General features: G+C 71.6%; 11 protein-coding genes and 1 pseudogene. 7 read left to right on the top strand and 5 right to left on the bottom strand.

All coding sequences use genetic code 11. The features are described from left to right. Positions 1 to 56: 56 nt before the first annotated feature. The 3 genes from PXH83_RS09395 to PXH83_RS09405 are packed head-to-tail and all read right to left on the bottom strand — an operon-like array spanning position 57 to position 3,171. Positions 57 to 875: a sugar phosphate isomerase/epimerase family protein gene (locus tag PXH83_RS09395; RefSeq protein ID WP_274558786.1), complete on the bottom strand. Its 819-nt coding sequence runs from the start codon at positions 873 to 875 to the stop codon at positions 57 to 59. After that, entirely contained in the window at positions 872 to 2,017 is a 1,146-nt protein-coding gene (locus tag PXH83_RS09400; protein WP_274558788.1) for a dihydrodipicolinate synthase family protein, read from the bottom strand. Before PXH83_RS09400 ends, PXH83_RS09395 begins: the two co-directional genes overlap by 4 nt. Then, positions 2,014 to 3,171, bottom strand: coding sequence for a Gfo/Idh/MocA family protein (locus PXH83_RS09405; protein WP_274558790.1), 1,158 nt, complete (start codon positions 3,169 to 3,171; stop codon positions 2,014 to 2,016). Before PXH83_RS09405 ends, PXH83_RS09400 begins: the two co-directional genes overlap by 4 nt. A gap of 95 nt (positions 3,172 to 3,266) precedes the next feature. Between PXH83_RS09405 and PXH83_RS09410 the strand changes: the two genes are divergently transcribed. Further along, positions 3,267 to 4,343 (top strand): LacI family DNA-binding transcriptional regulator, encoded by a 1,077-nt coding sequence (locus tag PXH83_RS09410; RefSeq protein ID WP_274558793.1) that lies wholly within the window; start codon positions 3,267 to 3,269, stop codon positions 4,341 to 4,343. Positions 4,344 to 5,112: 769 nt separating this feature from the next. Here the strand turns inward: PXH83_RS09410 and PXH83_RS09415 are convergent. Beyond that, the gene (locus tag PXH83_RS09415) at positions 5,113 to 5,937 is read right to left on the bottom strand and encodes a substrate-binding domain-containing protein (RefSeq protein WP_274558795.1); all 825 of its coding nucleotides are present in this window, start codon (positions 5,935 to 5,937) and stop codon (positions 5,113 to 5,115) included. 86 nt (positions 5,938 to 6,023) lie between these two features. On the opposite strand from PXH83_RS09415, the gene PXH83_RS09420 reads away from it, so the two are divergent. Continuing rightward, positions 6,024 to 6,959, top strand: coding sequence for a bifunctional helix-turn-helix transcriptional regulator/GNAT family N-acetyltransferase (locus PXH83_RS09420; protein ID WP_274558797.1), 936 nt, complete (start codon positions 6,024 to 6,026; stop codon positions 6,957 to 6,959). After that, positions 6,956 to 7,750, top strand: a complete 795-nt coding sequence (locus PXH83_RS09425) for a sugar phosphate isomerase/epimerase family protein (protein WP_274558799.1) — start codon at positions 6,956 to 6,958, stop codon at positions 7,748 to 7,750. Before PXH83_RS09420 ends, PXH83_RS09425 begins: the two co-directional genes overlap by 4 nt. On the opposite strand, the pseudogene PXH83_RS09430 reads toward PXH83_RS09425, so the two are convergent. Continuing rightward, positions 7,742 to 7,936 (bottom strand): annotated as a pseudogene (locus tag PXH83_RS09430) (EamA family transporter); the annotation flags it as partial. The gene PXH83_RS09425 and the pseudogene PXH83_RS09430 overlap by 9 nt on opposite strands. A gap of 132 nt (positions 7,937 to 8,068) precedes the next feature. On the opposite strand from PXH83_RS09430, the gene PXH83_RS09435 reads away from it, so the two are divergent. From PXH83_RS09435 to PXH83_RS09450, 4 genes are all read left to right on the top strand, one after another. Then, complete coding sequence (locus tag PXH83_RS09435) at positions 8,069 to 8,356, top strand: hypothetical protein (protein ID WP_274558801.1); 288 nt, start codon at positions 8,069 to 8,071, stop codon at positions 8,354 to 8,356. Next, complete coding sequence (locus tag PXH83_RS09440; RefSeq protein WP_274558803.1) at positions 8,356 to 8,736, top strand: PIN domain-containing protein; 381 nt, start codon at positions 8,356 to 8,358, stop codon at positions 8,734 to 8,736. The genes PXH83_RS09435 and PXH83_RS09440 overlap by 1 nt, the downstream gene beginning before the upstream one ends. 330 nt (positions 8,737 to 9,066) lie before the next feature. Then, the gene (locus PXH83_RS09445) at positions 9,067 to 10,905 is read left to right on the top strand and encodes a glycoside hydrolase family 3 protein (protein WP_274558805.1); all 1,839 of its coding nucleotides are present in this window, start codon (positions 9,067 to 9,069) and stop codon (positions 10,903 to 10,905) included. Between the two features lie 132 nt (positions 10,906 to 11,037). Next, positions 11,038 to 11,685: a hypothetical protein gene (locus tag PXH83_RS09450; protein WP_274558807.1), complete on the top strand. Its 648-nt coding sequence runs from the start codon at positions 11,038 to 11,040 to the stop codon at positions 11,683 to 11,685. The last annotated feature ends 16 nt before the right edge of the window (positions 11,686 to 11,701 follow it).

Raw genomic sequence — 11,701 nt, forward strand, 5'->3', positions numbered from 1 at the left:
ATGCCAAGTACGACACTCACCGTGGCCGGAGGGTTGCACGCCGGATGCAAGTATTTTCAGATACGCGTCAGATAGCGGTCGGCGACCTCCGCCAGGACGTCGGCGCCGTCCCTCGCCCACAGGCCCTCGTTGAAGATCTCGACCTCGATCGGACCTTCGTAACCCGCCGCGTCCACCTGGTCGCGGAACCAGCCGAAGTCGACCGCCCCGTCCCCCAGCTGCCCCCGGCCCAGCAGCACGCCCGCCGGCAACGGCGTGATCCAGTCCGCCAGTTGGAACGCCGCGATACGGCCCCCGGCGCCCGCCCGCGCGATGTCGCCGCCGACACGGTCGTCCCACCACAGGTGGTAGGTGTCCACGACCACCCCCACCCGGTCCGCCGGAAAGCGTTCAGCCAGTTCGAGCGCCTGGCCCAGCGTCGAGACCACGCAGCGGTCCGAGGCGAACATGGGATGCAGCGGCTCGATGGCCAGCCGTACGCCGCGGTCGGCGGCGTACGGCGCCAGTTCGGCCAGCCCCTGTGCGATGCGTTCGCGGGCGCCGTGCAGGTCGCGGCTGCCCGGCGGCAGGCCGCCGGAGACCAGGACCAGGGTGTCGGTGCCGAGGGTGGCCGCCTCGTCGACGGCCCGGCGGTTGTCGGCCAGCGCCGGGGCCCGGTCGTCGCCCGTGAGGAAGCCGCCCCGGCACAGGCTGGTCACCTTCAGGCCGGCGTCCCGCACGAGACGTGCGGCGCGCTCCACGCCGTACTCCTGGACGGGCGCACGCCACAGACCCACGCCAGGTACGCCCGCCTTTACGCAGCCCTCGGCCAGCTCGGGCAGCGACCACTGCCTGATGGTCTCCTGGTTGAGACTGAGCCTGGAAAGGTCCTTCACTGTTCCACTCCGTACGTGCTGAGCAGGGATTTCATGCGGGCCTCGGCGAGTGCCGGGTCCGGGAACAGGCCCAGGCCGTCCGCCAGTTCGTACGCCCGCGCCAGGTGCGGCAGCGACCGCGCCGACTGGAGGCCTCCCAGCATCGTGAAGTGCGACTGGTGGCCGGCCAGCCACGCCAGGAGAACGACGCCGGTCTTGTAGAAGCGCGTCGGCGGCTGGAAGAGATGGCGCGACAGCTCGACGGTCGGGTCGAGCAGCTCGCGGAATGCCGAGGCGTCGCCCATGTCCAGGACACGGACCGCCTCGGCCGCCAGCGGGGCGAGGGGGTCGAAGATGCCCAGCAGCGCGTGGCTGAAGCCGTGGTCGTCGCCCGCGATCAGCTCCGGGTAGTTGAAGTCGTCGCCCGTGTAGCAGCGCACGCCCTTCGGCAGGCGGCGGCGCAGGTCGATCTCGCGCCGGCCGTCCAGGAGCGAGATCTTGATGCCGTCCACCTTGTCGGGATGGGACGTGATGACCTCCAGGAAGGTCTCGGTGGCGGCGTCCAGGTCCGCGCTCCCCCAGTAGCCCTCCAGCGCCGGGTCGAACATCGGGCCCAGCCAGTGCAGTACGACCGGCTCGCTCGCCTGGTGCAGGAGGTGGCCGTACGTCGCCAGGTAGTCCTCGGGGCCCTTGGCGGCCGCCGCCAGCGCGCGTGATGCCATGAGGACTGCGCGGGCGCCGGTCGACTCCACGAGCGCCAGCTGTTCCTCGTACGCCGCCGTGACTTCCGCGAGGGTGTGCGGGCCCTGCGTGAGCTGGTCGGTTCCTGCGCCGCACGCGATCGCCCCGCCTACCGTCGCCGCCTCCGCCGCCGAACGCCGGATCAGCTCCGCCGCGCCCGCCCAGTCCAGGCCCATCCCCCGCTGTGCGGTGTCCATGGCCTCGGCCACCCCGAGGCCGTGCGACCACAGGTGCCTGCGGAAGGCGAGCGTGGCGTCCCAGTCGACGGTGGCGGGCCCGTCGGGCGACGCGTCGGCGTGCGGGTCGGCGACGACGTGCGCGGCCGAGTAGACCGTGCGGGAGGCGAGGGGGGCGCCGTGGGGCGGGAGGGCCAGGGGCGTTGTGCGCGGTTCGTACGTACCGTGCGGGAGCCTGATCGTCACAGCGACAGCTCCGGTACGTCGTAACGGCGGCCCTCTGCGGAGGACTTGAGGCCGAGCTCGGCCAGCTGTACGCCGCGTGCGCCCGCGAGGAGGTCCCAGGTGTACGGCTCGTCCAGTGCGACGTGGCGCAGGAAGAGCTCCCACTGGGCCTTGAAGCCGTTGTCGAAGGTGTCGTTGTCGGGGACTTCCTGCCACTGGTCACGGAAGGAGTGCGTGACCGGGAGGTCGGGGTTCCAGACCGGCTTGGGGGTCGTACTGCGGTGCTGCACACGGCAGTTGCGCAGGCCGGCCACTGCGGAGCCGTGCGTTCCGTCGACCTGGAACTCGACGAGCTCGTCGCGGTTGACCCGTACCGCCCAGGAGGAGTTGATCTGCGCCACCGCGCCGCCCTCCAGCTGGAAGATGCCGTACGCCGCGTCGTCGGCGGTGGCGGCGTACGGCTTGCCCTTCTCGTCCCAGCGCTGCGGGATGTGGGTCGCGACGTGCGACTGGACGGTCGCGACCCGGCCGAACAGCTCGTGCAGTACGTACTCCCAGTGCGGGAACATGTCCACGACGATGCCGCCGCCGTCGTCGGAGCGGTAGTTCCACGAGGGGCGCTGGGCGGACTGCCAGTCGCCCTCGAAGACCCAGTAGCCGAACTCGCCCCGGACGGAGAGGATCTCGCCGAAGAAGCCGCCGTCGATCAGGCGCTTCAGCTTGAGCAGGCCCGGGAGGAAGATCTTGTCCTGTACGACGCCGTGTTTGATGCCGGCGTCGCGGGCCAGGCGGGCCAGTCCGAGGGCGGCGGTCAGGCCGGTTGCCGTCGGTTTCTCCGTGTAGACGTGCTTGCCCGCCGCGATGGCCCTTCTCAGGGCCTCCTCGCGGGCGGAGGTGACCTGGGCGTCGAAGTAGATGTCGATCGTGTCGTCGGCGAGGACGGCATCCAGGTCTGTGGACCATTCGGTGAGGTCGTGGCGGGCGGCCAGGTCCTTGAGGGCGTGTTCGCGGCGGCCGACCAGGACCGGCTCGGGCCACAGGACCGTGCCGGTGCCATCGCCCAGGTCCAGGCCGCCCTGCTCGCGGATCGCGAGGACGGAGCGGACGAGGTGCTGGCGGTAGCCCATCCGCCCCGTAACGCCGTTCATGGCGATGCGCACTGTCTTGCGTGTCACGAATGTTCCCTCCGTACGGCCATAGTAAGCGCTTTCTACACGTTGTGAAGCTAGCCTGCGGAGAGCTGCTCGCACAAGACCCGGAGGACGACCAGATGACAGTGACCTTGGCGGACGTGGCGGCCCGCGCCCGGGTGTCGCCTGCCACCGTCTCCCGTGTGCTGAACGGCAACTACCCGGTCGCCGCCGCCACGCGGGAGCGGGTGCTGCGCGCGGTCGACGAACTCGACTACGTCCTGAACGGGCCCGCGAGTGCGCTTGCCGCTGCGACGTCCGACCTCGTCGGGATCCTCGTCAACGACATCGCCGACCCCTTCTTCGGGATCATGGCCGGGGCCGCGCAGTCCCAGATAGGCGGCCTTGAGGGGGCGGGGGCGGGGCGTGCGGGCGGCGAGAAACTCGCCATCGTCTGCAACACGGGGGGCTCGCCGGAGCGCGAGCTCACCTACCTCACGCTGTTGCAGCGACAGCGGGCCGCGGCGGTGATTCTTACCGGGGGCGCGATCGAGGACCCGGAGCACTCGGCGCTGGTCGCCGCGAAGCTGGCGAAGCTGGCGGACGGGGGTGCGCGGGTGGTGCTGTGCGGGAGGCCGCCGCTGGCTGAGGGGGCCTCTGGCCCCGGCCCGGTGGTGGCTGCGCTTGCCTTCGACAACCGGGGCGGGGGGCGACGGCTCACCGGGCATCTGACGGCGCTGGGGCACCGGAGGATCGGGTACGTGGCCGGTCCTGAGGAGCGTACGACGACACGGCACCGGCTGGAGGGGCACCGCGAGGCGATGGCTGCGGCGGGGTTGCCCGAGGACGACGGCCTGACGGTCCACGGGCCGTACGACCGCCGTAGCGGGTACGACGCGACGCTGGAACTCCTGCGCCGCGACCCGAGACTTACGGCGGTGGTCGCGGCGAACGACACGGTGGCGCTGGGGGCGTGCGCGGCGCTGCGGGACCGGGGGCTGCGCATCCCGGACGACGTATCCGTCGCGGGCTTCGACGACCTCCCCTTCGCAACGGACACCGTGCCCGCCCTCACGACGGTACGGCTGCCGCTGTACGAGGCGGGGGCGCGGGCGGGGCGGCTGGCAATGGGGAGGGAAGCGGCGCCACCGGGAGGCATCGCGTCGGTTCCGGCGGAGCTGATGGTGCGGGGGTCTACGGGGGTGGCGCGGGGCTGAGCCGGGGCGTGGCCTGCCGGTCTTTGAGCCGGCGCCGGTGGTCGTGGTGCGGGGGTTGGCTTGCGCCGGGTGGGTCCGTGCGGGGTTTGGCTTGCGCCGCGTGGATCCGTGCGGGGTTTGGCTTGCGCCGGGTGGGCTCCGTGCGGGGCTTTGGCTTGCGCCGCGTGGGCCCCGTGCGGGGTCGGGCCGCTCCGGGGGCGCCATTCGGGACTGCATGATTTAGCTGCGGTGCGGGGGCTGCGTGTGCGAGGCCAGTAATTCGCGCACAAATCACGCTTTACGTCCCGAACAGCGCCCCCTGCGCGTCCCGCCCCCTCGCGCCGGTGGGTGGTGCCGACGCCGCTTGCCTGGCGGGGTTTCGGCCGGGGGTCCCGGGGGTTGTCCCCCGGGCAGGCACAGCACGTCCCGAACAGCGCCCCCTGCGCGACCCGCCCCCTCGCGCCGGTGGTCCATCCGGCCCCGCTCGCCGGGGTGCCACCCCCGTATCACCTGTGCCGTCGACCGGCGCCGGTCGGTGTTGGCGACGTACAGAGGGGGACGGGGCCGTAGGGAGTGGTGTTCGGGACGTAAAACGTGATTTGTGCGCGGGACGCCGGGAGGCTTTCGGTGACCCGGGATCGCAGCTAAATCATGCAGTCCCGAATGCCGCTCCCGTAGGCCCCGGCCCCCGGCACCACCACCGGCCGCCCCAGCACCAGCACCCCGCACCACCACCGGCTCCCGCAACGCCCCCGCCCCGGCAGCACAGAGCCTTCGGCCGCACGCCGACCTACGTCGCCGCCAGCGCCTCCGCCAGTCCCCCGAACAGCCCCGCCTGCGCCGCCCCGCTCGCCGGGAGCTCCGGGTTCCAGGGGAGGACCTGGGCGTTGCCCAGGTGGGCGGGGTCGAGGGGGGAGGCGTTCGTGCGGGTGTCGGCGAGGACCACGCGGGGGGCCAGCGCGGCCGCCTCCCGCCAGGTGACCGTCGACCAGTTCGCGCCGCCCTCCGCAGGCGGGTCCAGCAGGCGTACGCCGAGTTCGGCCAGGGCGCGCAGGTCCGGCCAGGCATGGGGCCTGGCGAGGTGGACCTGGTCGTCGCCGGCCGGGGAGAGCGCCAGCACCGGGGCCTTCGCGGCGACCGTACGGAGGCGCTCGCGCGCGGCGTCGAGCGCGACCGGGGGCTCCGCGCCGCCGAGGGACGCGGCCAGCTCGGCGAAGCGCGCCCGGATCTCGTCCAGTGAGCGCCCCTGCCCCACGTCGAGTACGACGACCGGAACCTGCTCCTCCAGACGCTTCGCCGCGTCCGGCGCGATGCCGTACACCTGACCGCCGCCGTAGCTGACGGCGACGACCAGGTCGGTTCCGGCAGCCAGAAGCCGGTCGGGATCGAACGCACCGCCCGCGCCGAAGTACGTCACGTCGCCCACCGGGAGCGTGCCCGCCTTCGCCCGGTCGGGGGCCTCACCGTCGTGGTACGAGCCGAAGATGCCGAGGGGGCGCAGGCCGTGGTCCCAGAGGGTCGCGCCGGCCTGGATGTACGCGACGACCCGCGTCGGCCGCTGCCCGGCCGACGCCAACTGGCCGCGGTCATCGGTGAATTCCCATATCTCTGTCATGGCCGGAGTCCTGCCCCGTGGGGGGCTTCCGTACGCGACCGCTCCGGCATACCGTTGACTCAGTCAAGGAAATGCCGGAGTGGATCATGGCTGTTCAGGAAATCCGCGCGTTCAACCGCTTCTACACCAACCTCATCGGCGCGCTCGATTACAGCCGCCACCTCTACACGCCGTACACGCTGACCGAATCCCGCGTCCTGTACGAGCTGACCCACTCCCCGCATACGGACGCGGCGGACCTGCGCACCCGCCTGTCGCTGGACGCCGGTTACTTGAGCCGGCTGCTGGCCAATTTCGAGCAGGACGGGCTGATCGAGCGGAGCCCGTCCGAGGAGGACGCCCGGCGCCGGCGTGTCAGCCTGACAGCGAGGGGCCGGGAAGCGGCGGCCCTCCTCGACGAGCGCTCGCGCGAAGCCGTCGGCTCGCTGCTGTCCGGCGTACGGCCGGAGGAGCGCCCTCGCCTTACCGCGGCGATGCGCACAGTCCGGGAGATTCTCAGCAGCAGTACGCCGCACGCCCCCGAAGCGCCGGTGCTGCGCGACCCCGTGCCGGGCGACCTCGGCTGGATCGTGCAGCGGCACGGCGCGCTGTACGCCGCAGAGTTCGGCTGGAACGCGGACTTCGAGGGCCTCGTCGCCCGTATCGTCGCGGACTTCGCCCAGGACCACGACCCCCACCTGGAGCGCGTCTGGATCGCCGAGCTCGACGGCCGGCCGGTGGGTTCGGTGATGTGCGTACGGGACGACGCCCCCGGCACCGCCCGGCTGCGCCTCCTGCTGGTCGACCCCTCGGCGCGCGGCCACGGCCTGGGTGAACGACTGGTCCGAACGGTCGTGGACTTCGCATACGAGGTGGGGTACCGGGAAGTCGTGCTGTGGACGAACGATGTGCTGACCGCCGCCCGCAAGATCTACCAGCGCGCCGGATTCACACTCGTCGCCGAGAAGCCGCACCGCTCGTACGGAGCGGACCTGGTGGGCCAGGACTGGCGGCTCCCCCTCCAAGAAGGAGCATCGAAGTGAAGTACGCGTTCTCCACACTCGGGGTGCCCGGCATGCCGATCAGCGACGTACTGCGCCTGGCGACCGGAACCGGCTACGCCGGCGTGGAGCTGCGCGCCCACCCCGAGGAGCCGGTCCACTCCGGCATCGGAGCGAGCGAACGCGCGGATGTGGTGGGCGAGTTCGACGGGGCTGGCGTCGAGATTCTGGCTCTGGCCGGGTACGTCCGGGTGGCGGCCCCCGGCGACGACGCCGCCGTGCACGAGGAACTCGACGGCCTGCTGATCCTCGCCCGCGACCTCGGCGCCCCGTACGTCCGCGTCTTCCCCGGCGGAGGCGACGAGCAGAGCCAGGAGGAGGCCGACGCGACGGCGGCGCGGCGCCTGGGCCGGGCGGCCGAAACCGCCGCCGACATGGGCGTACGCATCCTGCTGGAAACCCACGACTCCCACCGCACGGGCGCGGCGGCCTCCCGCATCCTGGGCCCGGTCGGCCACAAGAACGTGGGCGCGCTGTGGGACGTCATGCACACCTGGCTGGGCGGCGAGACTCCGGCGGCAACCCACGCCGTACTCGCCCCACACCTCGGATACACCCAGGTCAAGGACATCGCATCGGCGGACGACACGACTCCGCTCGCGCTGGGGACCGGCGTGCTGCCGCTCGGCGAGTGCGTCGCGCTGCTCGACGACGACGACTGGCTGTGCTGGGAGTACGAGAAGCGGTGGTATCCGGAGGCGGCGGAGCTGCCGGGGCTGCTGGCGGCCGGGCGGAAGTATCTGGAGCGGCTCGCCGGACACCGGTCAGGCTGACGACTTCTCGGGCACGACCGGCGCCGGCACGATCACCGGCGCAGGGGAAGGGGTCCTCCCCAGCGAGGCCAGCGCCACCCCGCCCACCAGCAGCACCGCCGCGCACCAGCGCAGGGGGCTGATGCACTCGTCCAGCAGCAGAGCCCCCGATGACATCCCGAAGACTGGCACCAGGAGGGAGAACGGGAGGTAGTGCTGCTTACGCATGGCGCGGAGTGCTCGATCTGTCCCGGCGGCGGCCACTGCAAGCGGCGGGCTGCGTCACACTCGCGAGTGAATGCGGTAGGAATGCCTTCCTACCGAGCGTACGGTGAAGAAATGACCGCAAGGAAGCTGTCGATCTCGGTTCCGCCCGAGGTCGAGGAGACGATCAAGGCGGCGGCCGAGGAAGAGGGCAAGCCGGTGTCCACCTGGCTGGCCGAGGCCGCGATCGAGAAAGCCCGGGCAGCCACGCTCCGCGCCGACGCAAGGGCCGCAGCCAGCGAGCTGGTGGCCGAGTACGAGACCGAGCACGGAAAGCTTCCCGAGGAATCCCGGCAGCGCGCCCGCCAGTTCCTCTTGGAAGCCGGCCTGCTGGACGACGAGTCCTGGCGGGCGGCCGGATAGTGCGCGCGATCGTCTACGACACAGGCGCACTGGTCGCTGCCGAGCGCCGCAACGCGGACTTCATCGCCCTGCACGACGAGCTGACCGCAGCCCGCATCCGTCCGATCGTGCCCGTGGTCGTACTCGCCCAAGCTTGGCGCGGCGGACCGCAGCACCAGATCTCCCGTGTCCTCAAAGGCTGCGACGTCCTCCCCGACGACCAGCGCACCGGGCGTGCCGCCGGCGTGGTCTGTGGAGCTTCGGCCACCTCCGACGTCGTGGATGCGATCGTCGTTGCCACCGCCGTCCAGCATCAAGCCGCCGTGGTGACCAGCGATCCCGGTGATCTGACGCATCTGGCCGACGCGATCGGCGTCAAGATCAGGCTGTTCCCCATCTGATCGGACACCCCCTGCGCACACCATCCGCACCATTTCGCGAAATCCCCGCCCGCAGGGAACCCTCCGCGCGCCCCCTCCGTCCAACCGGCGTACTGCCGGTGAATCTCCGCAGAGCGGTGTCGGCTCTCGCTGCTGGCTGCGATCGCTGACCCCCTCTCCAACCGCCTGCGGCCGGCAGCGCAGTCGCCGCCGGTGCGCCCCCCTCCAAATGCGCCGGTGGCGGCTTCAACTTTGCGCGGCGCCTTGACCTGGCAGTTACTTTCCGGATATCCGTGACTCCTTGGCAGTTTCCTTCAACTCCCTTGTCGAGTACGGCCGGAAGGAGCTCACGTGCACCACCACCGCACATCCAGAGGCACCTCCAGACGCACCCTGCTCATCGCCACAGCCACGGCCGCTGTGGCCGCCGCGACCACAGCCGCCGCCCCCACCGCCTCCCCCGTCGCCTCTGACAGCGCCTCAACTCGCGACCGTCTCAAGCGCCTCATCTCCCGCATGAGCCTGGAGGAGAAGGTCGGCCAGCTCTTCGTCATGCGCGTGTACGGGCACTCCGCGACCGAGCCCGACCAGGCCGACATCGACCTCAATCTCAAGGAGATGGGGGTCAGGACCGCCGCCGAGCTCGTCGCGAAGTACCACGTCGGCGGCATCATCTACTTCGCCTGGGCGCACAACACCCGCGACCCGCACCAGATCGCCGACCTCTCCAACGGCATCCAGCGGGCAGGGCTCGCCCAGCGCACGCCCCTCCCCCTCCTCATCTCCACCGACCAGGAGCACGGCATCGTCGCCCGCGTCGGCAAGCCCGCCACCCTCGTGCCCGGCGCGATGGCGCTCGGGGCGGGCGGGTCGACCCGTGACGCGCGCAAGGCGGCGCGGATCGCGGGGGCCGAGCTGGCGGCGATGGGCATCGTGCAGAACTACGCGCCCGTCGCCGACGTCAACGTCAACCCCGCCAACCCCGTCATCGGCGTACGGTCCTTCGGGGCCGACCCGCAGGCCGTTGCGGGCATGGTCGCCGCGCAGGTCAAGGGCTATCAGGGGGCCGGGATCGCGGCCACGTCCAAGCACTTCCCCGGGCACGGCGACACCAAGGACGACAGTCACTACGCCCTCCCCACCATCCACCACACCGCCGAGCAGTGGGAGCAGCTGGACGCCCCGCCGTTCCGCGCCGCTGTCGCCGCCGGCATCGACTCGATCATGACCGCGCACATTGTGGTGCCCGCGCTCGACCCCGCCAAGGACCCGGCCACGCTCTCCCGGCCGATCCTCACCGGCGTACTGCGCGAGCGGCTCGGCTACGACGGAGTCGTCGTCACCGACTCCCTCACCATGGCGGGCGTACGCCAGAAGTACGGCGACGACCGGGTGCCCGTCCTCGCGCTCCTCGCCGGGTGCGACCAGCTGCTGAACCCGCCGGACCTGCCCGTCGCCTGGAACGCCGTCCTCAAGGCCGTCAAGGACGGCGAGGTGAGCATGAGCAGGTTGGAGGAGTCCGTCCTGCGGATCCTACGGCTCAAGGCCAAGCTCGGGCTGTTCCGCGATCCCTATGTGTCCCACGAGGGAGTCGACCGGACCGTGGGCGTGCGTTCGCACCTCGCCGCGGCCGACCGGATCGCCGAAGGCACCACCACCCTGCTGGCCAACACCGGCGGGCTGCTGCCGCTCAGCCTTCGCACCCACAACAATGTGCTGGTCGTCGGGGCCGATCCCGCGTCCCCCTCCGGGAGCACCGGGCCGCCCACCACCGTCATCGCCGGCGCGTTCACCGAGCTGGGCTTCAACGCCACCGCCCTGTCCACCGGGATCACGCCCACCCAGGCGAAGATCGACGAGGCGGTCGCCGCCGCCAAGGGGAAGGATGTGGTGGTAGTGGGGACGTACAACGTGTCCGCGACCAGCCCGCAGCGCACCCTCGTCAGTGCGCTCGCGGCCACCGGGGTGCCCGTCGTCTGCCTCGCCATCCGCAATCCGTACGACATCGCCCGGCTCAGCGGGTTCGCCGCGAGTGTGGCGGCGTACTCCTGGACCGACGTGGAACTCCGTGCGGCGGTCCGGGTCATCGCCGGAAAGATCCGCCCCGAGGGGAGGCTGCCCGTACCGATACAGCGCGCGGACGATCCGGCGAAGGTGCTGTATCCGGTCGGGTACGGGCTGACTTATTAGGCGTACGCCCCGTACGCCGAACCACCACCGCACCACCGGCGCACCACCCCCGATAGGCGCAAAGCCCCCCGCGCGTCTGGCGTGCGCCCGCTCCGGCGGGTCACGCTGTGTGGACGTATCGGGGGGTTCGGCATGCGGATGGATCGGTTCACGGGGGTGGTGTGTGCCCTGTTGCTCGCGGTGGTGACGTCGCTGACTGCTTGTCAGAGGGCGTCCGAGGGAGGCGGCGGCGGTTCCGGCGGCGCGCTCGCCGGCACGGTCACGCCGTCGGGGTACGGCGCGACTTTCCTCGGCATCGACGAATGCAGCTCGCACGGGTCGCTGCGCGGACGCGACTTCCGCGAAGTGCCCTGCGCCAGTGAGAAGGCCGCCGCCCGGGTCCTGGCCCGGCACGAGGGGCGGCCCGGCGGCGAGCCCGTCGGCGGGTCGGCGTGCCCGGCCCGTACGGACTTCGTGCTGCACATCTCGGAGAGCCGGCCCGCCTTCGACGAGGACGGCGACGGAGCTGTGGCGCGCGGATTCGCCTGCATGCGCAATCTGGAGGAACCGCATCCGGGCGACCCGGGCAGGGGCGGCGGCCCGCGCACCGTCGTCGGGGACTGCGTCTACACCGCGAGCAAGGGGCAGGTGAAGGAGACGCCGTGCGACGGGTCGGGCGAGAAGGCCCCGCAGTTCAGGGTGGCGGCCGCGGTGCAGCGGCGGGCGCAGTGCCCGCCTCCCACGCAGTTGTACGTACAGCTGGGCGGGGAAAAGGCGGTGGGCTGCGCCCGTCGCGTGTGAGACACCACAACGACGA

It is taken from the genome of Streptomyces spiramyceticus, from assembly GCF_028807635.1.
Classification (GTDB): Bacteria; Actinomycetota; Actinomycetes; order Streptomycetales; family Streptomycetaceae; genus Streptomyces; species Streptomyces spiramyceticus.

Coding starts and splice junctions, on each gene's coding strand:
- PXH83_RS09435 (WP_274558801.1), top strand. CDS start 8,069: ATGACCGCAAGGAAGCTGTCGATCTCGGTTCCGCCCGAGGTCGAGGAG.
- PXH83_RS09415 (WP_274558795.1), bottom strand. CDS start 5,937: ATGACAGAGATATGGGAATTCACCGATGACCGCGGCCAGTTGGCGTCG.
- PXH83_RS09410 (WP_274558793.1), top strand. CDS start 3,267: ATGACAGTGACCTTGGCGGACGTGGCGGCCCGCGCCCGGGTGTCGCCT.
- PXH83_RS09420 (WP_274558797.1), top strand. CDS start 6,024: ATGGCTGTTCAGGAAATCCGCGCGTTCAACCGCTTCTACACCAACCTC.
- PXH83_RS09450 (WP_274558807.1), top strand. CDS start 11,038: ATGCGGATGGATCGGTTCACGGGGGTGGTGTGTGCCCTGTTGCTCGCG.